Origin of the sequence: Pseudoduganella lurida (genome assembly GCF_007830455.1) — a bacterium.
Taxonomy (GTDB): Bacteria; Pseudomonadota; Gammaproteobacteria; order Burkholderiales; family Burkholderiaceae_D; genus Rugamonas; species Rugamonas lurida.
The window spans coordinates 1358685-1378856 of the sequence record NZ_VLLB01000001.1 but is presented as its reverse complement, the minus strand read 5'-3'; the positions used below and the strand labels follow the sequence as shown (position 1 = coordinate 1378856).

The window sequence follows — 20172 nt, the reverse complement described above, 5'->3', positions numbered from 1 at the left end:
GCCCGGCAAGCGCAACGCCTGCCGGGCTTTCTAACCTGTCGTGAGGATTCAGCGCGCGCCGCCGAGCCGCCGCACGCTGCCAGAGCCCATCACGGACTTCGTCACCTGCGCGTCGCCGTAGTAGCCCACGTCGCCGGAACCGGCGATGCTGACGGTGAGCGCCTGCTGTGCCGCCATTTCGATCTGGCCGGAGCCGGCGATGTTGGCGGTGGCCTGCTGCGCCTGCAGGCGGCTGGTATCGGCGTGGCCCGAACCGGCCACGGAGACCTTGGCGTGCTGCGTCCGGCCCGCCGCCTCGATATTGCCGCTGCCCGCCACGCTCGCATTGACGGTCTTGGCCTCGATGCGCGTGATGTCCATCGTGCCGGAGCCGGCGACTTCCAGCGTGAGATTGTCCGCGCGGATGCCTTTCGCGCTCATCGTGGCGGAGCCGGCGACTCCCAGGTTGTCGATCGCGCGCGCTTCGACGACGACCGTCAGCTTGCCGGTCCTGAGCCGCATGTTGCGCTTGACGGGGCGGATCGTCAGCACGCCGTTCTCGACGACCGTCTCGATCAGCGGCAGGACTTTCGCATCGCCTTCGATGCGCACGGATTCCGTGCCGCCCACGATCACCTCGACCTGGGCGGGGACCGTGACTTCCACGCCATGGAACTGGCCGGGCTGGCGCACCTGCGAAATCACCTGGCCGGACGGCCCCTCGTCGCGCGGGGCATCGCCTTGCGCTGCCCAGGCGCCGCACAGCAGGGTGGCCAGCACGGCGGCGCCGATGTAGTGGATGGATTTGATGGTCATTGCGGTCTCCTGTGGGGACGCCGGGGATGGCGTCGGTTCATGGTGGCATCGTACGGTCCAGCCGGCGGTGCTGCCGCTGCCTTGCGATGGATTGCAGGATCGGCGGCCTGGACGGGAGAAAACCGGTGCATTCGGACAGCGTGCCACAGTCCGGCCAGCATCCGGTCAGTCCAGCGGCACGGCCCGCAACCGGTTGACATCGGCGCCGCTGACCGGCGGCGCATCGTTGCCCCAGTCGCTGCGCAGGTAGGACACCACCTGGGCCACCTCCACATCGGCCAGCACATGCCCGAACGGCGGCATGCCATATGGGCGTGGATTGCCGCGCGTGCCGGGCGGGAAGCCGCCGTTGAGCACGAGGCGGATCGCGTTGGTCGCATCGGGCATCGTGAGTGCGCGGTTGCCGGCCAGCGGCGGGTAGTGCGGTGCCGCGCCCCGGCCGCTGGGGCCATGGCACGTGGCGCAGTGCTGCTCGTACAGCTTCGCGCCGGCGGCCAGGAAGGCAACCGCCTGCGGTGCGGGCGAGCGTTCCGGGCGTTCGGGGGCAGCGTTCGCAGCGGGCAGTGATTTCAGGTACACCGCCATCGCACGCACATCTTCGGCCGACAGGTACTGCAGGCTTTCGCGCACCACCTCCGCCATGGGCCCGGACACGGTGGCGCGGGGTGCGACACCCGTGTGCAGCAGCTGGGCGATCTCCTGCACGGGCCAGCTGCCCAGGCCCGCTTCGGCATCGCTGGCCAGCGATGGTGCGTACCAGCCGAGCATCGGCACCAGGCCGCCGGAGAGATCGCCGCCGTTCCTTCCCTTGCTGCCGCCCAGCGCATCGCGCGGGCTGTGGCATGCGCTGCAGTGGCCGAGCCCCTGCACCAGGTAGGCGCCGCGGTGCCATTCGGGTGACTGCGCCGGGTCGGCATGCGTCACGCCAGGCTTGAAATACAACGCGCGCCAGAAAGCCAGTGCGACCTGGCTGTCATACGGGAAGCGCAACCGGTGCGGCTCGTTCGGTCGGCGTACTGCGGGGATGGTGCGGAAGTAAGCGTACAAGGCCTCCGAGTCGTCACGCGTCACGGCCGTGTAGTTCGGATACGGGAAGGCGGGATACAGCAGCCGGCCATCGCGCGCGCGGCCGTTGTGGAGCGCGTTCCAGAAGTCGTCCGCGCTCCACGAACCGATGCCCGTCGCGGCATCCTGCGTGAGGTTGGGCGAGACGATCGCGCCGAACGGCGTTTCCAGCACCCGCCCGCCGGCATACTCGGCGCCGCCGCGCACCGTGTGGCACGCCATGCAGTCGCCGGCCCGGGCCAGGTAGGCGCCGCGGGCGATTTTCTCGGACGGGGGCAGCGCGGCAAACGAAGCGCTGGGCGGTAGGCCAGCATCGTGGCGCGGCCACAGCAGGGCGGCCGTCCCGACCAGCAGCAGTGCGACGACCGCGGCACCCCGGCGCACCCGGCGGCTCATCGGGCCCCGCCTTTCACTGCGCCGACAGTCGCTGCATCGACGGCTGCTGCATCGACGGCTCTAGCACTGCCATGCATGCCGCCATTATCGCGCACGCCGCCACACTTCAACGGCAGCGGCGCAGCAGGTGCGGTCGCCGGCCGCGCCGCATCGTCGACCCGCTGCGACGACAGCCAGCTGGAGACGGCCGCCACATCCGCCTCGGTGAGCCGCGAAGCCACCTCCGCCATGCAGTCCGGCGCCTGCGCGCGCCGCACCTTGTTCTTCCAGGCGCCGAACTGCGCGTTGATGTAGTCGCGCGGGAGTCCCAGCAGGCCGGGGATCGATGGCGCGACGCCCATCAGCGCCTGGCCATGGCAGCCGATGCAGGCGGGGATGCGGCGCGCTGAGTCGCCCTGCCGGACCAGCAGGCGGCCCCGTTCCAGCACGGCGGGCGTCGTGTCGGGCCGGATCGGCGCTGGATAGGCGGGGTGCTGGGCCGAGAAGAACTGGGCAATCTCGCGCAGATAGGGCGCCGGCAGCTGGCTCACCATGTAGGTCATCATGGGGAACTGGCGCCGGCCGTCGCGGAAGTTCAGCAACTGGTTGTACAGGTAGCCTTCCGGCTTGCCGGCGATGCGGGGGAAGTAGGCATCGTTGCGTTCCTTCGGCTGGTGGCAGGCCAGGCAGGGCGCCAGGCGCTGCTCGAGCGTGTCCGGCGGCGGGGCGGCCGTGGCGGCGGAGAGGGCCAGGCCAAGCGAGGCCGCGATGAGGTGTCTCGTGATGCGCATGCCGTTCTTCTCGAGTGGACGGGGCCGCTCAAGCATACCCCGGCCGCGCCGCGAAGAACAGCAGCGCGAGAAGGAACTGCTAGGCCGGGTCCCGCACGGTGGCGGGTTGACGCACGCGAGGAGGGCGTGGCGCCTTCGGCGGCGGCAGCACGTTGCCGAGCGCCTGCCAGTGGCGGTAGATGCGCAGCGCCACTTGGGCGTCGTCGGCCGCGTACAGCAGCTGCTTGTCCGCCAGGCGCGGCGCGGCCCAGTTGGTGGTGGAGATCTTCTTCGACTTCTGCAGCTTCTGGCCGAAGTACTTGGCTACCGCGCTCTTCGCGCCCAGGTCGTGCTTCTGGCCCGGCACGCGCAGCGCCACGGACAGGTCGGCGACCCGTGCCGGCTCGATGGCCAGCTTGGCGCGCACGCGCTTCATGTCGTCGGCCAGGCCGAAGCCCACCTTCAGCGTGGCCGTCGATTCGAGGATGGCTTTCAATGCCGGCAGCAGCGGCGCGGCGTCCGGACCGATGGGGAACAGCCAGGCCTCGTGCTCGTCGGCGAACTGCACCAGGTGCGGTCCGTCCGAGCTCTGGCCCTTGACGAAGGTGGGTTTGGATTCGGTGTCGAAACCGATGGCATCGTGCGCCAGCAGCGCGGCCTGGGCGGCCTGCGCCTGCTGCGCCGTGCGCACCAGGTGCACGGCGGCCAGCGTGATGCCCGGGTAGGGCGGCAGGTCCGCGTCGCGGTCCTCGGGAAACGCCATCAGCCTTTGCGCGAGAACTTCGCCGTGAGCTGTTCCAGTTTTTCCTGGCGGCGGCGGTCGGCTTCCTCGGCCGCGGCGGCATCGCGCTCGGCCTTCTTGCGGTCGGCTTCCTTGCGGAAGCGTTCCTGCAGCGTGTCCTTGGCGTGCTTGCGGTGCACGTCCGTCACTTCGGCGCCCTGCGAGCCGTCGAGGTTGAAGCGCACCGTGGCCTTTTCCATCGTGCGCAGGTAGCGCTGCGAACCCGTGTGGATGCCCAGCGCGGCGCGCATCAGCTTGCGGTCGATGCCCGGCATCTCGGCGAGGATCTGCTTGTCGATGCCGATCGACAGCGGCAGGCTGTCGCGGAAAGCCGGGAACTGCTGGCCCAGCTGCTTCAGCAGCGCGCGGGCACTCTGCGCAGGTGCGGCGCCAGGAGCGGCTGCGGCATGGTTGGATGCAGCAGTATCGTCGGCCGGCGCCGGTGCTGCCTCGGCAGGTTCGGCAGCAGCGGACTCGGTGGCAGGCTGGACGGGTTCTTCGGCAGCGGACGGCTCGTGGGTAAGGCTGGTGTTCATCGACTTCGGGGCGTGATTTACTGGTTAAGCAAGAGGCGCCAGCATACCATGCGGGGGCGCGCACGCGTTGCTATTTGCGTCACCATGTGGATTCGTGCACCGCCCTGATTGGCGCCCGCCGCATCCAGCGGGTGCGGTGCGGGCTGGAAGCGTGTATAATGATCGACGCACCAAAAGCAGGACGGTGCGGATTCAGTTAATAAAGGAGTTGTTCGCGGTTCCCTGCCAAGGGCTTCCGCATGCCGGGGAACCATCTCCACAGGGCCGAGCCCTCTCTTCTGTTCGCACTGAATACATCGGAACCACATCGGATTGACCACATCGGATCGGCCCGCAAAGCTTGGACGACGCGGGCTTTTTTCATTCCGGATGATCCCCATATACGCGCTGGTGGGGCCATGATGGCCGCGCCGGATTTTCCATTGCGCCGTGCCCTGCCAGGCACTAAAGAGATATTTGATGACGACGAAAACGCCGAAGACCCTAACGCTTACCGCCAAGAAGCCGCGCGCCGAAGCTGCGCCGCTGGCAGTGCCCAAGACCACCTTATCCTATGTGATCGACAATGCGCAAGAGGCTGCCGGCAAAGTGACCGTCGTGAAGAAGAAAACGTCGCGCCTGGCCGCCATGCCGGGCGACGCTGCCGAGCCGGAACTGAACGAGGGCATGGTGGCTGATACGGCCGAAGCGGTCGAAGCTGCCGAGCCGGCGCCGAAGAAGCCCGTCCGCAAGGCCATCGCCGGTGCGGAAGACGCCACGCCGAAAGCGCCGGTGGTCCGCGTGCGCAAGGCGAAGGGCGACGTCGCCGCGCCACCGGGTGCGCCGGCGGCCGTCAGCCAGGTGACCGATGCGGCCACGCTGGCCTCGATCGACACGTCCGGCTACCTGCTGCCTTCCGTGAAGGTGCCGGGCCGCCGCGGCCGCAAGCCGAGCGAATTCACGCCCGAGAACGATGAGGTGGCGGCACTGAACGCCGTCGAGCGCGCCGAACTGAAGGCCGCGTCGAAGGCGCGCGACCGCAAGGCCAAGGGCCTGGACGCCTTCGGTGGCGATGCCAGCCTGTCCACGGATGACCTGGAAAAGCGCCGCCTGCAGTTCAAGAACCTGATCAACATGGGCAAGGACCGCGGCTTCCTCACCTATGCCGAGATCAACGACCAGCTGCCCGAGAACATCGTCGATCCGGAAGCGATCGAGGGCATCATCGCCACGTTCAACGACATGGGCATCGCCGTCTACGAACGCGCGCCGGATGCCGAAGCGCTGCTGCTGTCCGATAACGTGCCGAACGCCACGTCCGACGACGAAGTGGAAGCGGCTGCCGCAACGGCCCTGTCCACGGTGGACTCCGACTTCGGCCGCACCACGGACCCGGTGCGCATGTACATGCGTGAAATGGGCGCCGTGGCACTGCTGACCCGCGAAGGCGAGATCGAGATCGCCAAGCGCATCGAGGAAGGCCTGCGCGACATGATCCAGGCGATCTCCGCCTGCCCGACCACGATCGCCGAGATCATCACGCTGGCCGACAAGATCGAAGCGGACGAGCTGAAGGTCGACGACGTGGTCGATGGCTTCGTCGATCCGGACGAATCGTCCGCGCCCGTGGCGCCGCCGGCTCCGGCCGCATCGCACGACGATGACGACGAAGAAGAGCTGGAAGAGGAAGACTCGGACGGCGACGCCAATGGCGGCGCGGCCGGCTTCTCCACCGAACAGCTGGTGCAGCTGAAGGTCGACGCGCTGGAGCGCTTCGCCGTGATCTCCACGCAGTTCGACAAGATGCGCAAGGCTGCCTACGGCTCGACCGCGTACCAGAAGGCGCAGGCCGTGATCTCCGGCGAACTGCTGGGCATCCGCTTCACGGCCAAGGTCGTGGAGAAGCTGTGCGACACGCTGCGCGGCCAGATGGAACAGGTGCGCAGCATCGAGCGCGCCGTGCTGGAACTGTGCGTGAACCGCTGCGGCATGCCGCGCGCCCACTTCATCAAGGTCTTCCCGGGCAACGAGACGAACCTGGACTGGGTGGACGACGAAGTCGATTCGCGCTATCCGTACAGCGCGGTGCTGGGCCGTAACGTCCCCGCCATCAAGGAACTGCAGAACAAGATGATCGACCTGCAGGAACGCGTGGCGCTGCCGCTGGCCGACCTGCGCAAGATCAACAAGCAGATGGCGGCCGGCGAGAAGCGCGCCCGCCACGCCAAGCGCGAAATGACGGTGGCCAACCTGCGCCTGGTGATCTCGATCGCGAAGAAGTACATCAACCGCGGCCTGCAGTTCCTGGACCTGATCCAGGAGGGGAACATCGGCCTGCTGAAGGCGGTGGACAAGTTCGAGTACCGCCGTGGCTACAAGTTCTCCACGTATGCCACGTGGTGGATCCGCCAGGCCATCACGCGTTCGATCGCCGACATGGCCCGCACGATCCGCGTGCCGGTGCACATGATCGAGACGATCAACAAGATGAACCGCATCAGCCGCCAGATCATGCAGGAGACGGGCAACGAGCCGGACATGGCCACGCTGGCGGCCAAGATGGAGATGCCGGAATCGAAGGTGCGCGAGATCATGAAGATCGCGAAAGAGCCGATTTCGATGGAAACGCCGATGGGCGAGGATGGCGATTCGCAGCTGGGCGACTTCATCGAGGACAACACCACGCTGGCCCCGCTGGACGCCGCGCTGCACGCCTCGATGCGCAACGTGATCAAGGAAGTGCTGGACTCCCTGACGCCGCGCGAAGCGAAGGTGCTGCGCATGCGTTACGGCGTGGAGATGTCGAACGACCACACGCTGGAAGAAGTGGGCAAGCAGTTCGACGTGACGCGCGAACGCATCCGCCAGATCGAAGCGAAAGCGATGAGCAAGCTGCGCCAGCCATCGCGTTCGGACAAGCTGAAGACGTTCCTGACGCAGAACTGATCGGGGTTGTTTTCAACGGAAGAGGGAAGCCTGCGGGCTTCCCTTTTTTATTGACCGGGCTTGCCGTTACTGCCTGCACATCGGACCACTGCATGGCACCGGCTTGTTCAGGTCCACGATCATGCTGTGCCCCGGTGTACCGGTCGGAGCCGGAACGCCCGGCGGCACCAGAAAGTAAGCCAGATGCGCGCCATACAGGCCCGCGGGGAATTCGAACGGCTTCAGCACCACGAAGCCACGACGCAGCGACAGCTCGGGGATCGCGACCGGCATCGAGCCGTTTGCGAGTGGCGGCACATCGCGTTTCGGATCGGCTGCCGCCAGGCGGCGGTAGTGTTCGCGCACCTGTTCGATGTCTGCGGCAGTGAGTGGCCGGAGAATGCCGCGGCGGACGGCCTCCTGCAGGCCCGGGGTCCCGGCCAGCGGGGCTTTCCGGTCGTGGAACGATTCGACGGGCGTATCCGCTGACGTGACATAACCCGTTCGTGGCCGGGTTGATTCCACGATCTCGATCGCTCCATTGGTGGCCTTGTCATACAGGCGGATTGCCGGCGCCCCGAAGATCTCGCGCGCCGCCGGATTGACCCATTCGGCGTGACCGCCGCCGCTGATGTAGCGATGTCCGCAAGGGCCCTTTTCCTGATAGCTGCTGGTGATCACTGGCGTGCCTTTCGGCAGACCCGCCACGGCTTGCCGATGGTAGCCGCTGGCAAAGACGGCCACCACGCGGGTACCCTTGCTCCAGCCAATGGCCCAGACGGTCGGTTCATAGGCCCCCAGCAGCAGTGCGACGGGCTGGTCCGCATGCACCGCAACGCTGATCGTGGTTGCCTGGTGGCCGCTCTGGTCGATCGCGAACGGCAGCTCCCGGCCCCGGTAGCTGCCAGCCGCGACAACGATCGTGTCCTTGGGCAGATTGGCGGCGGCAAAAGTGCAGGTTCCGGATGCTACATCGGGAAATTCGAAAGGGACGGTGGTCTGCGCCGCAGCCGGGCTGCCGAAGGTGCATGGGATGATCAAACAGGCGGCCAGGGAGGCGAGACGGGCGGCAGGCGAAGTCATGAGATTGAGCTGTGTGAATAAATGTTTCCAATTTTCACTATACAGCAGGCCAGGCCCGCAAAATTGCGCACATTGTCACAACGTGTCGATCGGCCAGCCGGATGCTAAGCTCCGGTCTCATCCATCCCTCACGAGCCACATGAAGCACACGCTTTTCCTGTTCGACCTCGACGATACCCTGCTCGATTTCCGCGCCTCCGAACAGCTCTCGTTTGCCCGCACGATGGCGACGCTGGGCGTGACGGCCGATGCCGGTGCGCTGTTCGCCCACTACCAGCCGGTCAACCTGGCGCTGTGGCGGCGCTTCGAGCGCGGCGAGGTGTCGAAGGAGTTCCTGAAAGTGGAGCGCTTCCGGCACACGTTCGCGGACCACGGCTTCGACGCTGATCCTGCCGCGGCCAGTGGCCTGTACCTGGAATCGCTGGCCGAGTCGGTGGTGCTGGTCGATGGTGCCGTGCAGCTGTGCGAGACGCTCGCTGCCATCGGCGAGGTGGGCATTGTCACGAACGGTATCGACCATATCCAGCAGCGCCGCATTGCCAGTTCCGGACTTGGTGCCTACGTGTCGTTCGTGTCGACATCGGAAGTGTGCGGCCATGCCAAGCCGGACTCGCGCTTCTTCGATTACGCAGCCGGCATGGCGCGCCGTTTCGCGAAGCACGAGGCCATCGTGATCGGCGACCGGCTCGATGCCGACATCCTTGGTGCCAACCGTTACGGCATCGACAGCTGCTGGTTCAACCCCGGGCGGCTCACGAACGACTCCGGCGCAGTGCCGACGTTCGAGGTCGCGAGCCTGCACGAGATCGTGCCAGTGTTAAGGACACTCGCCCTCGAATGATCGCATCGACGAGGACAGGAGCGTGGCCGGTTATGCCGACGCCGCGCGCGGCCGCGCCGGATTGCCCATCACCGTCACGCCGGCCGGCACGTCGCGCGTCACCACGCTGCCGGCACCGATCAGTGCATCGTCGCCGATGGTCACGCCGGGCATGATCAGGGCGCCAGCGCCGATCCACACGTTTTTGCCGATGCGGATCGGGCGCCCGAACTCCAGTCCCTGCGCGCGCAAGGCGGGATCGCGCGGATGGTCGGCCGTGAGGATCTGCACGCCGGGGCCGATCTGCGTCATGTCGCCGATCTCGACCCCCACGACGTCCAGGATCACGCAATTGAAGTTCAGGAAGACGCCATTGCCGATGCGGATGTTGTAGCCGTAGTCGCAGTGGAAGGGCGGGCGCACCACGGCGCCTTCGCCGACCGCGCCGAAGCCTTCACGCAGCAGCGCCTGCAGGTCGGCGGGGCCGTGGCCGCGCGTGCCGTTGTAGCGCTCCATCCAGTCGCGCGCGGCGGCCTGGTCGGCCTGGATCTCCGGATCGGCGGCCGTGTAGAACTCGCCGGCCAGCATCTTCTGTTTTTCGGTCAGGGCCATGCGGACGTCCTTTCAGTCAATGCGTTGTTAGACCTTGCGCACGAATTCCGTCTTCAGGCTCATCGCGCCGAAGCCGTCGATCTTGCAGTCGATATCGTGGTCGCTGTCGACCAGGCGGATGTTCTTCACCTTCGTGCCCTGCTTGATCACGCCGCCGGAACCCTTCGGCTTCAGGTCCTTGATGACCGTGACGGTGTCGCCATCCTGCAGCAGCGTGCCCACTGCATCGCGATAGACACGCGCGACTTCGCCTTGCGCTTCGGCGCCGGGCACCCACTCATGCGCGCACTCGGGGCAGACGTGGCTGGTGCCGTCCTCGTAGGTGAATTCGGAACCGCATTGGGGGCAGGGAGGCAGGGTGCTCATCGTGATCTCGGCAAAAGGCGCGAGTATACAAGATGAATGTGGACACCCGGGACATGGCCCCGGATGCCACTCGGATGCTGGCCGGATGCGCACCCGACCGGAAGATCAATACGGCATGCCCGTCACATCCAGCGGCAGCGACCAGATCGCCCGGTCGCCCGTGATGTACAAGGTGCGGCCATCGGCGCCGCCGAACGCCGCGTTGGTGACCTTGGCATCGACGGCGATCGTCGCCAGCTCGGCCCCCTTCGGCGAGAACACGCGGATGCGCTGCGCACCGTGTTCCGTCACGTACAGGTTGCCGTGGCAGTCCAGCGTCATGCCGTCGCCGCCTTCGATGCCCTTGATGAAGGGGCGGCCCGTGCCGGGCACACCACTGCGGATGGCATACGTGCGCACTTCGCCATCGCTGGCATTCACGTACAGCAGGTCGCCGGCGGCCGACAGGGCGATGCCGTTCGGGTTGCGCCGCGAACCGTCCACCAGCGTCACCTTGCCATCCGTGCCCACGCGGTAGATGCCGGTGACGGGTTGGCCGCCGGGCGCCGCGGCCAGCTGGTAGTCCGGATCGGTGAAGTAGATCGTGCCGTCCTTCGCGACGGCGATATCGTTCGGCGAGTTGAAGACCGCGCTGTTGTAGCGGGCGGCGACGGTGCTGCGTTCGCCGCCCGGCAGCGTATAGCGCGACAGCGATTTCCACTTGTGCGTGGCAGCCAGCAGGCGGCCCTGCTGGTCGATGGCCAGGCCGTTGCTGCCGCTGTCCTCGATGACGGTGCTGACGGTGCCGTCGGCGGCCAGCTTGCGGATGCGCGACGGGAAGTCGCCTTCATGGCCGAAGTCGGAGAAGTACAGCGCGCCGTCGAGCCACACGGCGCCTTCGTACAATTGCGGGCCGGTGCGGGTCGGCTCCACGGCCGCCACGCGTTGCGCGGCCAGCTTGCCCGATGGCGCCTTGCCGCAGGCCGCGCCGGTGGCTGCCGCATGCAGCGCCGCCAGGGCCAGGCCGAGCGCCGCGCTGCGCGCCAGTGTCGTCAATGTCATTGGTGTCTTCCGTTGTTGTGTCCGGAGATTGTAGCCGGGATCAATCCCCGGCCTTCACATCGCCGATGCCCTGCACGGATTTGTTCAGCGTTTTCGGCCGGCCGAAGTAGGTGAGCGAGCCCATGCCGCGCACCACGGCATTCAGCGTCTGGCTGGCGTGCACCTTCACGTCGCCGATGCCTTCGAAGTTGATGTCGGCCCGTTCCGTTTTCAGGTGCTGCGTCGTCACTTCGCCCACGCCCTGCGCCTTCATCCGCAGCCACTTCGCCGTGCCCTTCGCCTCCAGGCGGCCGGCGCCCTGGAACTGCAGGTCCAGCCGCTCTTCCTTGACATTGTCGATGACCACCTGGCCGGCGCCTTCGACGATGCATTTGACCAGCGTGGGCACGGTGATCACGATGCGGTCGCCGTCCTTCACGGAGACATTCGTCTTGCCATCGAAGTCGATCTTCAGCTCCTCGGCCTGCACGCTCGTGAGCACCTTGGCGATGAAGTCGGGCCGGCCGATCACCTTGACCGACTGGGCCTGGCCGGCATGGACCTCGATGTTGACGGGCCCACGGATGGCGATGGCGCGGAATGCGGACAACTGGCGGGCGCTTTCGGCGCCATGGGCCAGCGGCGTGAGGAAGAAGGGCATGGCGAGAAACAGCAACGGAAACGGAAAGGCGAGACGGCGCATGACGGAACCTTTTTGTGATGTTGTACGGTGATGCGATTCTAGAACGCCGCGCGGCATGAGCCACCCCACGTGCGACGAAATGCGATTTTACGGCGCCGAAATGCAGATGAAACGGCGGCCGCATAAAAAAAGCGGGCCCGCAGGCCCGCCCGTCACGCCATCGATACAGGCAGCGACGAAGCCTCTACCCCGTATTGCGCAGGCCGGCGGCCACGCCGTTGATCGACAGGTGGATGCCCCGGTGCACGCGCGGATCGGCCCGGCTTTCGCCATCCGGCTCGGCGGCCAGCGCGCGGCGCCGCTTGATCAGCTCCACCTGCAGGTGGTTCAGCGGATCGAGGTAGGCGAAGCGGTTCTGGATCGACCGGGCCAGCAGCGGATTGCCGGCCAGCCGTTCGGTGGCGCCGGTGACCGCTTCCAGGCATTCCAGCGTCTGGCGGTATTCGTCGCCGATGCGCTTGAAGATACGTTCGCGCAGCTCCTTGTCCGCCACCAGTTCCGCGTACCGCGAGGCGATGGCGAGATCGGTCTTGGCCAGCACCATGTCCATATTGGACAGCAGCGTGGCGAAGAACGGCCAGTGGGCCGACATCGCCTGCAGCTGCGCCAGGCGCGCTTCTCTTCCCCCTTCGCGGTCGCCATCGGCCAGCCAGCCGTTGATGGCGCTGCCGAAGCCGTACCAGCCCGGCAGCAGCAGGCGGCACTGGCCCCACGAGAAGCCCCAGGGAATCGCGCGCAGGTCCTCGATGCGCTTCGTCGACTTGCGCGAGGCGGGGCGCGAACCGATGTTCAGCTCGGCGATCTCGGCGATCGGCGTGGCGGCAAAGAAGTAGTCCGTGAAGCCGGGCGTTTCGTACACCAGGTTGCGGTAGGCTTTATAGGCCCGGTCCGACAGCTCGGCCATCACCGTTTCGAAGCCGTCCAGCTGCTGCTTCTGCTCGGGGTTCGACAGCGGCGGCGCCAGGCTCGCTTCCAGCGTGGCCGCGACCAGCAGCTCCAGGTTGCGGCGGCCGATCTCCGCGTTCGAGAATTTCGAGGCGATGATCTCGCCCTGTTCCGTCAGGCGGATCTGGCCGTTCACGGTGCCTTTGGGCTGCGCCAGGATGGCTTCGTAGCTCGGGCCGCCGCCACGGCCCACCGTGCCGCCGCGGCCATGGAACAGGCGCATCTTCACGCCCGCTTTCGCAAAGACCTCGACCAGCGCGATCTCGGCCTTGTACAGCTCCCACGTGGACGTGAGGAAGCCGCCATCCTTGTTCGAATCCGAATATCCCAGCATCACTTCCTGGATCTGGCCGCGCTGTTCGATCAGCCCCTTCACCAGCGGCAGCGCCATCACCTCCTGCATGATGCCGGCGGCGCGCTGCAGGTCGGGAATGGTCTCGAACAGCGGGATCACCATCAGGTCCGCCGTGGCATTGCCTTCGCCGTCACGGCGCAGCAGCCCGGTTTCCTGCTGCAGCACGAGCACTTCCAGCAGGTCGGACACGGTTTCGGTGTGCGAGATGATGTAGTTGCGGATGGCCCGCTCGCCGTAGCGGTGACGGATTTCGCGGGCGGCGCGGAACACGCCCAGCTCGGACTGCGTCTCGTCCGAATACTCGATGTACGGCGAGTACAGCAGGCGCGGTTGCGCCAGCTCTTCCAGCAGCAGCTTGACCTTCGCGTCCTCGTCCAGCGACGGGTAGTCGGCATGCGCACCGGCGCGGGCGAACAGCTCGGCCAGCACGCGTTCGTGCACGTCCGAACTCTGGCGCATGTCCAGCGAGGCCAGGTGGAAGCCGAACACCTCGGCGGCGCGTTTCAGGGTCGTCAGGCGCGGGCGGGCCAGCAGGCCGCCGTGGTTGGCTTCCAGCGAGTCGACCAGCACCTGCAGGTCCTGCGAGAACGCGGCGGCATCCGGGTATGGCTCGGCATGACCGACTTCCTTGCGCAGGATGTTGGCGGCGCCCAGCGCCCGGGCCGTGCTGGCCAGGCGCGCGTAGATGCCGATCAGCGCGCGGCGGTACGGCTCGTCCGCGCGGTGGTCGGACTGGTCCGGCGACGCATCGGCCAGCGCCTTCAGCGCGGGCGTGCACGGCACCATCAGCGTGGAGACGGACAGGTCGGCGCCCAGCGCATGGGCTTCATCGAGGTAGAAATCGAGGATGGTCGTGGCGTGGCGGGCCAGCGCGTGCTGCATCGTGTCCGCGTTCACGTTCGGGTTGCCGTCGCGGTCGCCGCCGATCCAGCTGCCCATCTGCAGGTAGGCGCGGTCGATGTGCACCGGTGCCGCATCCTCGCCTTCGTACTGGCGCGCGATGTCTTCTTCCACGTCGTCGTACAGGGCCGGCACTTCGCGCAGGAAGGTGATGCGGTAATAGGACAGGGCGTTCTCGATCTCGTCGGCCACCGTCAGCTTCGTATAGCGCAGCATGCGGGTCTGCCACAGCGTGGCGATCTTCACGCGCAGCATGTGCAGGTTGGCCGCCGCTTCCTTCGGCGTGAGCGGCTGCTCCCGCTCGGCCAGCAGGCGGGCGATCGCGTGCTCGGCATCGAGCGTGGACTTGCGCTGCACCTCGGTCGGGTGGGCCGTCAGCACCGGCGCGATCAGCGCTTCGCCGAAGAACGTTTCGACGGTGGACTTGTCCACGCCGGCGTCCTTCAGCTTGGCCAGCGCATCGAGGATGGTGCCGCGCTGCGGCTTCGAGCCGCGCAGCAGGTGCGCGCGGCGGCGGCGGATGTGGTGCTGGTCCTCGGCGATATTGGCCAGGTGCGAGAAGTAGGAGAACGCGCGCACCACCGTGATCGTCTGCTCGCGCGTGAGGATCTTGAGCATGCCGTCGAGCTCCTTCGCCGCACCGGCATCGGCCTCGCGCCGGAAGCGCACGGCGGTCTGGCGGATGGTCTCCACCACGGCAAACACTTCTTCGCCTTCCTGTTCGCGCAGCACGTCGCCGAGCAGGCGGCCCAGCAGGCGGATATCTTCCTTCAGCGGCGCGTCCTTGTCTTCGCCGGGCTGTTCTTCGGTTGCAGTTGCATTGACTGAATTGATCATGATTGAACGGAGCAAAATGAAAAAACCAAAGGCGGTGCAGGGCGGGGTGGTCCCATGCTGCGTGAATGGCGCATGCTAGAATTTATGGTTCGAGCCTGCTCCGGTAACTGGCCGGCACGGATACGTAGCGGCGACAGCGAAAACATCAGTAGAACAGTGAAAGACAACAGTTGAATACTACGGCTTCGAATACAGTGGAAGTGAACATCCCGTCCCGACTGGTGATCGCCTCGCGCGAGAGCCGGCTCGCCCTCTGGCAGGCCGAGCACGTGCGCGATCGCTTGTCACAATTATATCCGCAGTGCAGCGTTGAAATTCTCGGCATGACGACGCGCGGCGACCAGATCCTCGACCGCACGCTGTCGAAGGTGGGTGGCAAGGGCCTGTTCGTGAAGGAGCTGGAGGTGGCGATGGCCGAAGGCCGCGCCGACCTGGCCGTGCACTCGCTGAAGGACGTGCCGATGGAGCTGCCGGACGGCTTCGCGCTGGCCGCGGTGCTGGAACGGGAAGATCCGCGCGATGCCTTCGTCTCCAACGATTACGCGTCGCTGGCCGACCTGCCGGCCGGCGCCATCGTCGGCACCAGCAGCCTGCGCCGCCAGTCCCTGATCGCCGCACGCTACCCGCACCTGGTGATCAAGCCTCTGCGCGGCAACCTCGACACGCGTCTCGGCAAGCTCGATCGGGGCGATTACGCGGCCATCATCCTGGCCGCCGCGGGCCTGAAGCGCCTGGGCCTGCCGCAGCGCATCCGCGCACTGCTCGATCCGGACGACAGCCTGCCGGCCGCCGGGCAGGGTGCCATGGCGATCGAGATCGCCGAACGCACGGACGGCGTGGACATGATCGCGCTGCTGGCGCCGCTGAACCACGTGGTCACGTCGCAGGCCGTCACCGCCGAGCGCCGCGTGTCGAAGGTGTTCGGCGGCAGCTGCCAGGTGCCGCTGGCCGCGCATGCCACCATCGAGAACGGCACGATGCACCTGCGCGCGATGGTTGCCACGCCGGACGGCAAGCGGGTCGCCAGCGCCGAAGTGCACGGCCCGGCCACCGATGCCACGCAGCTGGGCGACCAGGTGTCGGACAAGCTCCGCGAGCAGGATGCCGTGGCGATCCTGCAGTCCTGCCTGGCCGAGGCAGACGGGGCGGACGACTGAGTGGCCCTCAGTGTCGACTAGCGGCGCGATGCCGGGCACCGTCGTCATCACCCGTCCCCGCGCGCAGGCGCTGCCGCTGGCCGAACGGGTGGCGGCGCTGGGCCGCACCGTGGCCGTGCTGCCGCTGCTGGACATCACCCCCTTGCCCGACCCGGCGCCGCTGCGCGCCGTGCTCGCCCGGCTGCATGAATTCGCGCTGGTGGCCTTCGTGTCGCCGAACGCGATCGATGCGGCATTCGCCCACATCGATGCCTGGCCGCCCGGCGTGACGCTGGCCGTGCTGGGCGAGGGCAGCCGCATGGCGCTGGCCGCGCATGGCATCACGGACGACAAGGTCCACATCGTCAGCCCGGCCGATACGGCGCACAGCGATTCCGAACACCTGCTGGAAACGCTCGACCTGGCCGCGCTGAACGGCCGCGAGGTGCTGATCGTGCGCGGCGAAACGGGCCGCGAGCTGATGGCCGATGGCCTGCGCGCGGCCGGCGCCCATGTCACCACGGTCGCTGCCTACCGCCGCGGCGTGCCGCCACTCACGCCTGAACTGGCGGCCCGGCTCACCGATTTGCTCACCGTGCAGAACGACTGGATCGTCACCAGCTCGGAAGCCCTGCGCGGCCTGCTCGGCCTGCTGGCAGGGATGCAGCGTCCGGAACATGACGTTGTTGCAAAGATGCAACAACAACATCTGATCGTGCCGCACGCCCGGATTGCCGAAACGGCGGCCGCGCTGGGTTTCACCCGGATTACGCTCACCGGTTCCGGCGACGAGCGCCTGCTCGCCGCGTTACAATCACGCCCATGAACGAACTGCCTACCTTACCCGACCCGGCCGCACCGCAGGGCGCCCCCCAGGGGGCAGCCCAGGGGACAACCCATGCAGCCCAGGCCATTCCCGTCGCACCCGAGCCGGCGGCTTTGCGGCATGCGGGCCTGACGAACCGCTCGCTCACGATCGCTTCCCTGCTGCTGGCCGTGCTGCTGGCCGGGCATGCGTTCAACACGCACACGCAGATGCGCAAGCTGCGCGAGGAAATGGCGCAGCGGCTGCAGAAGGCCGATACGGTGAACGTGGAGAGCAACCAGATCGTCAAGTCGGTCCAGGAAGGCACCCGCGAGCTGCAAGTGAAGGTGGGCGTGCTGGAGAACCGCCAGCAGGAAGCGCAGTCGCAGCAGCTGGCCCTCGAGCAGCTCTACAACGACATGTCGCGCAACCGCGACGACTGGGCGCTGGCCGAGATCGAACAGGTGCTGTCCACCGCCAGCCAGCAGCTGCAGCTGGCCGGCAATGTGCCCGGTGCGCTGATCGCGCTGCAGAACGCCGACCGCAGCCTGTCCCGCTCCGACAAGCCGCAGTTCATCACCATCCGCCGCGCCATCGCGCGCGATGCGGAAAAGCTCAAGGCACTGCCGAGCGTCGATTCGGTGGGTCTGGCCGTCCGCCTCGACAACGTGATCGCGCAGGTCGACACGCTGCCGATGCTGGCCGATGCCACGCCGGCACCGGCCGCGCCGCTGCAGAAGAAGGGCGCGCGCGGCGGCAAGCCCGCCAGCCCGGCGCCGCAGATGGAACCCGTGGTGCCGCAGGATACCTGGGTGACCCGCCTGCAGGGCGCCTGGAACGGCTGGAGCAGCGAGATGTGGACGGACGTGCGCCAGCTGGTGCGCGTGCGGACCGTGGACAATCCCGAGTCGATGATGCTGGCGCCGGAGCACGCGTACTTCCTGCGCGAGAACCTGAAGCTGCGCCTGCTGAATGCGCGCATGGCGCTGTTGTCGCGCAACGAAGGCGCCTTCCGTACCGACCTGCTGGCGGCGCAGGAAACGCTGCTGCGCTACTTCGACACGCGCGCGCGGCAGACGCAAACGGTGCAGGCGCTGCTGCGCCAGGTCCAGGGCAGCAACCTCGCCATCGAGATGCCCACGCTGGCCGACAGCCTGAACGCGGTGCGCAACTACAAGGCGAAGCCCTGATGCGCGTCTTCCTCTGGTTACTGGCACTGATGGCCGCGGCCATCGGCGTGGCCGTGACGGCCCGCTACAACCCCGGCAACGTGGCGCTGTTCTATCCGCCGTACCGGATGGACCTGTCGCTGAACTTCTTCGTGGTGCTGCAGGTGCTGCTGTTCGTCCTGCTGTATGCCGTGGTGCGTGCCGTGCGCGCCACGATGCGCATGCCGGCGCGCGTGGCCGAGTACCGCCAGCGCAAGCGTGAACGCGATGGCAACAAGGGCCTGCGCGATGCCTTGAAGGCGCTGTTCGAAGGCCGCTTCGGCCATGCCGAGAAAGCCGCGTTGCGTGCCGCGGACCTGCCGGAAAACGCCGGCGTGGCCGCGCTGATCGGCGCCCGCGCCGCGCACCGCATGCGCCAGCACGCCCGCCGCGACCAGTGGCTGGCCCGGATTGCCGACGACAACGTCATGAAGACCGCGCGCCTGATGACGGTCACCGAACTGCTGGTCGACGACCACCAGCCGGAAGCGGCACTGGCCGCCGTGCGCGAACTGAACGCCAGCGGCACGCGCCACATCCATGCGCTGCAATGGTCGCTGAAGGCCGAGCAGCAGGCCAAGAACTGGCCGGAAGTGCTGCGCCTGGTGCGCTCGCTGGACAAGCACCGCGCCCTGCATCCGGCCCTGTCGGCCCGGCTGCGCGAGCTGGCCTACGAAGACCTGCTGTCCGACAAGACGCATGACGCCGAGTCGCTCAAGCGCGTCTGGTCGACGATCCCCACCGTCGACCGAGTGAAACCCTATGTGGCCTGCCGCGCCGCCACGGCACTGAACGCCCGCGGCCTGCACGACGATGCGCGCCAGGTGGCCGAGGAATCGCTGCGCGCCAACTGGGATGACCGCGTGGTGCGTGCCTACCGGGAGGCCGCAGCGCCGGCGGGTTCGGCCGCGCTGCTGGCCCAGATCGAGCACTGCGAAGCGTGGCTGCTGGAGCGTCCCGCCGATGCCGAGCTGGCGCTCACGCTGGGCGCCCTGTGCCTGAAGCAGAAGCTGTGGGGCAAGGCGCAGCGCTACCTGGAACAGGCGCTGTCCGACGCGACCGACCCCCGCATGGTGCGCGACGCCCACCTGAAGCTCGCCCAGCTGCACGAAGCGCTGCAGCAGCCGGAAGCCGCCGCCAGCCACTACCGGCAGTGCGCGCTGGCCACGATCCTGTAGCGAGCCACGCACGGCCGGGCCCCGGGATGCATCAGCAGCCAGGGCCTGAGCCACAGCGCCCGTATCGTTGATCTTTGCCCGGGACAGCTGGACGGCCGGGGTCCGACCCACGGCGCCGGGGACATCGATCTTTGTCGTAGCCCGCATCGCGGGTCTGACCCCAGCCTTTTGCCGGCATTGACGCAATGCCTGCAAACGGCTGGGGTCAGACCCGCGGCAAAGTCAACAATGCCATCCCCGGTCCCGGGCGCTGCGGGCCAGACCCCGGCCGCACGCCGGTCCCGGACTTCGCAGGCAACGTCAGCTCGCTGGCAGAGCTGCCCACACTCCCAGCGCCGCACCAGCTAGCATTTCGCTATAATTGCGCGGTTTAGCATTTTGATAAAGCTGTATTGATAAGCCGTACTTACGAGGAAAACCATGAGCCTGAATAACGTCCCAGCCGGCAAGGATGTGCCGAACGATTTCAACGTCATCATCGAGATCCCGATGAATGCCGATCCGATCAAGTACGAAGTGGACAAGGAATCGGGCGCCATCTTCGTCGACCGCTTCATGGGCACCGCGATGCACTACCCGTGCAACTACGGCTATGTGCCGAACACGCTGTCCCAGGACGGCGACCCGGTGGACGTGCTGGTCATCACGCCGTTCCCGCTGTTCCCCGGCGTGGTGGTGCGCTGCCGCGCCATCGGCGTGCTGAAGATGACGGACGAATCCGGCGTCGATGCGAAGGTGCTGGCGGTGCCGATCGACAAGGTCCTGCCGATCTACAAGCACTGGCAGAAGCCGGAAGACCTGCAGGACCTGCGCCTGCAGCAGATCCAGCACTTCTTCGAGCACTACAAGGACCTGGAGCCGGGCAAGTGGGTGAAGGTCGACGGCTGGGAAGGCCCGGAATCGGCGCGCCAGGAAATCCTGGACGGCGTGGCCGCGTACAAGCCGGCCGTGTAAGTCTCGTCAGCACCAGCACCAGCA

The 20172-nt window shown here is 67.1% G+C and carries 18 protein-coding genes; 7 read left to right on the top strand and 11 right to left on the bottom strand.

Annotated elements, in window-relative coordinates:
• Positions 1-48: 48 nt before the first annotated feature.
• From IP91_RS05935 to IP91_RS05915, 5 genes are all read right to left on the bottom strand, one after another.
• A complete protein-coding gene (locus tag IP91_RS05935) occupies positions 49-795 on the bottom strand; it encodes a head GIN domain-containing protein (RefSeq protein WP_145647794.1) in 747 nt (248 codons plus the stop codon).
• Positions 796-960: 165 nt separating this feature from the next.
• Positions 961-2256 (bottom strand): cytochrome c, encoded by a 1296-nt coding sequence (locus IP91_RS05930; RefSeq protein WP_145647793.1) that lies wholly within the window; start codon positions 2254-2256, stop codon positions 961-963.
• Positions 2253-3026 carry a c-type cytochrome gene (locus IP91_RS05925; RefSeq protein ID WP_145647792.1) on the bottom strand — a complete coding sequence of 258 codons (774 nt, stop codon included), beginning with the start codon at positions 3024-3026 and terminating at the stop codon, positions 2253-2255. Before IP91_RS05925 ends, IP91_RS05930 begins: the two co-directional genes overlap by 4 nt.
• Before the next feature lie 79 nt (positions 3027-3105).
• Positions 3106-3768 carry a 3'-5' exonuclease gene (locus IP91_RS05920; protein ID WP_145647791.1) on the bottom strand — a complete coding sequence of 221 codons (663 nt, stop codon included), beginning with the start codon at positions 3766-3768 and terminating at the stop codon, positions 3106-3108.
• A complete protein-coding gene (locus tag IP91_RS05915) occupies positions 3768-4322 on the bottom strand; it encodes a ProQ/FINO family protein (RefSeq protein WP_145647790.1) in 555 nt (184 codons plus the stop codon). Before IP91_RS05915 ends, IP91_RS05920 begins: the two co-directional genes overlap by 1 nt.
• Positions 4323-4781: 459 nt before the next feature.
• Between IP91_RS05915 and rpoD the strand changes: the two genes are divergently transcribed.
• On the top strand, positions 4782-7247 hold the full coding sequence (rpoD, locus tag IP91_RS05910; RefSeq protein WP_145647789.1) for an RNA polymerase sigma factor RpoD: 2466 nt from the start codon (positions 4782-4784) through the stop codon (positions 7245-7247).
• Positions 7248-7313: 66 nt separating this feature from the next.
• On the opposite strand, the gene IP91_RS05905 is transcribed toward rpoD, so the two are convergent.
• Positions 7314-8309, bottom strand: a complete 996-nt coding sequence (locus IP91_RS05905) for a hypothetical protein (protein WP_145647788.1) — start codon at positions 8307-8309, stop codon at positions 7314-7316.
• A 139-nt stretch (positions 8310-8448) separates the two neighbouring features.
• Between IP91_RS05905 and IP91_RS05900 the strand changes: the two genes are divergently transcribed.
• Positions 8449-9150 (top strand): YjjG family noncanonical pyrimidine nucleotidase, encoded by a 702-nt coding sequence (locus IP91_RS05900; protein WP_145647787.1) that lies wholly within the window; start codon positions 8449-8451, stop codon positions 9148-9150.
• 30 nt (positions 9151-9180) lie between these two features.
• Here IP91_RS05900 and IP91_RS05895 read toward each other — a convergent pair whose 3' ends face one another.
• The 5 genes from IP91_RS05895 to ppc form a co-directional block, all read right to left on the bottom strand.
• Positions 9181-9741, bottom strand: coding sequence for a sugar O-acetyltransferase (locus IP91_RS05895; RefSeq protein WP_145647786.1), 561 nt, complete (start codon positions 9739-9741; stop codon positions 9181-9183).
• Positions 9742-9768: 27 nt separating this feature from the next.
• Entirely contained in the window at positions 9769-10107 is a 339-nt protein-coding gene (locus tag IP91_RS05890; protein WP_145647785.1) for a zinc ribbon domain-containing protein YjdM, read from the bottom strand.
• Between the two features lie 105 nt (positions 10108-10212).
• Complete coding sequence (locus IP91_RS05885; RefSeq protein WP_145647784.1) at positions 10213-11148, bottom strand: SMP-30/gluconolactonase/LRE family protein; 936 nt, start codon at positions 11146-11148, stop codon at positions 10213-10215.
• Positions 11149-11188: 40 nt separating this feature from the next.
• Positions 11189-11830: a GIN domain-containing protein gene (locus tag IP91_RS05880; protein WP_145647783.1), complete on the bottom strand. Its 642-nt coding sequence runs from the start codon at positions 11828-11830 to the stop codon at positions 11189-11191.
• Between the two features lie 184 nt (positions 11831-12014).
• On the bottom strand, positions 12015-14867 hold the full coding sequence (gene ppc, locus IP91_RS05875) for a phosphoenolpyruvate carboxylase (protein WP_145647782.1): 2853 nt from the start codon (positions 14865-14867) through the stop codon (positions 12015-12017).
• Between the two features lie 194 nt (positions 14868-15061).
• On the opposite strand from ppc, the gene hemC reads away from it, so the two are divergent.
• From hemC to ppa, 5 genes are all read left to right on the top strand, one after another.
• Positions 15062-16024 (top strand): hydroxymethylbilane synthase, encoded by a 963-nt coding sequence (gene hemC / locus IP91_RS05870; protein WP_145648046.1) that lies wholly within the window; start codon positions 15062-15064, stop codon positions 16022-16024.
• A 28-nt stretch (positions 16025-16052) separates the two neighbouring features.
• Positions 16053-16829 (top strand): uroporphyrinogen-III synthase, encoded by a 777-nt coding sequence (locus IP91_RS05865; RefSeq protein WP_145647781.1) that lies wholly within the window; start codon positions 16053-16055, stop codon positions 16827-16829.
• Positions 16826-17998, top strand: coding sequence for a uroporphyrinogen-III C-methyltransferase (locus IP91_RS05860; RefSeq protein WP_145647780.1), 1173 nt, complete (start codon positions 16826-16828; stop codon positions 17996-17998). Before IP91_RS05865 ends, IP91_RS05860 begins: the two co-directional genes overlap by 4 nt.
• Entirely contained in the window at positions 17998-19194 is a 1197-nt protein-coding gene (locus IP91_RS05855; RefSeq protein WP_145647779.1) for a heme biosynthesis protein HemY, read from the top strand. Before IP91_RS05860 ends, IP91_RS05855 begins: the two co-directional genes overlap by 1 nt.
• A gap of 420 nt (positions 19195-19614) precedes the next feature.
• Positions 19615-20148 carry an inorganic diphosphatase gene (gene ppa, locus IP91_RS05850; RefSeq protein ID WP_145647778.1) on the top strand — a complete coding sequence of 178 codons (534 nt, stop codon included), beginning with the start codon at positions 19615-19617 and terminating at the stop codon, positions 20146-20148.
• Positions 20149-20172 lie beyond the last annotated feature (24 nt).

What these genes read in the sequence shown, in the direction of transcription:
- IP91_RS05935 (WP_145647794.1), bottom strand. Translation starts at nt 795, where the DNA reads ATGACCATCAAATCCATCCACTACATCGGCGCCGCCGTGCTGGCCACC.
- IP91_RS05930 (WP_145647793.1), bottom strand. Translation starts at nt 2,256, where the DNA reads ATGAGCCGCCGGGTGCGCCGGGGTGCCGCGGTCGTCGCACTGCTGCTG.
- IP91_RS05925 (WP_145647792.1), bottom strand. Translation starts at nt 3,026, where the DNA reads ATGCGCATCACGAGACACCTCATCGCGGCCTCGCTTGGCCTGGCCCTC.
- IP91_RS05920 (WP_145647791.1), bottom strand. Translation starts at nt 3,768, where the DNA reads ATGGCGTTTCCCGAGGACCGCGACGCGGACCTGCCGCCCTACCCGGGC.
- IP91_RS05915 (WP_145647790.1), bottom strand. Translation starts at nt 4,322, where the DNA reads ATGAACACCAGCCTTACCCACGAGCCGTCCGCTGCCGAAGAACCCGTC.
- rpoD (WP_145647789.1), top strand. Translation starts at nt 4,782, where the DNA reads ATGACGACGAAAACGCCGAAGACCCTAACGCTTACCGCCAAGAAGCCG.
- IP91_RS05905 (WP_145647788.1), bottom strand. Translation starts at nt 8,309, where the DNA reads ATGACTTCGCCTGCCGCCCGTCTCGCCTCCCTGGCCGCCTGTTTGATC.
- IP91_RS05900 (WP_145647787.1), top strand. Translation starts at nt 8,449, where the DNA reads ATGAAGCACACGCTTTTCCTGTTCGACCTCGACGATACCCTGCTCGAT.
- IP91_RS05895 (WP_145647786.1), bottom strand. Translation starts at nt 9,741, where the DNA reads ATGGCCCTGACCGAAAAACAGAAGATGCTGGCCGGCGAGTTCTACACG.
- IP91_RS05890 (WP_145647785.1), bottom strand. Translation starts at nt 10,107, where the DNA reads ATGAGCACCCTGCCTCCCTGCCCCCAATGCGGTTCCGAATTCACCTAC.
- IP91_RS05885 (WP_145647784.1), bottom strand. Translation starts at nt 11,148, where the DNA reads ATGACATTGACGACACTGGCGCGCAGCGCGGCGCTCGGCCTGGCCCTG.
- IP91_RS05880 (WP_145647783.1), bottom strand. Translation starts at nt 11,830, where the DNA reads ATGCGCCGTCTCGCCTTTCCGTTTCCGTTGCTGTTTCTCGCCATGCCC.
- ppc (WP_145647782.1), bottom strand. Translation starts at nt 14,867, where the DNA reads ATGATCAATTCAGTCAATGCAACTGCAACCGAAGAACAGCCCGGCGAA.
- IP91_RS05865 (WP_145647781.1), top strand. Translation starts at nt 16,053, where the DNA reads ATGCCGGGCACCGTCGTCATCACCCGTCCCCGCGCGCAGGCGCTGCCG.
- IP91_RS05860 (WP_145647780.1), top strand. Translation starts at nt 16,826, where the DNA reads ATGAACGAACTGCCTACCTTACCCGACCCGGCCGCACCGCAGGGCGCC.
- IP91_RS05855 (WP_145647779.1), top strand. Translation starts at nt 17,998, where the DNA reads ATGCGCGTCTTCCTCTGGTTACTGGCACTGATGGCCGCGGCCATCGGC.
- ppa (WP_145647778.1), top strand. Translation starts at nt 19,615, where the DNA reads ATGAGCCTGAATAACGTCCCAGCCGGCAAGGATGTGCCGAACGATTTC.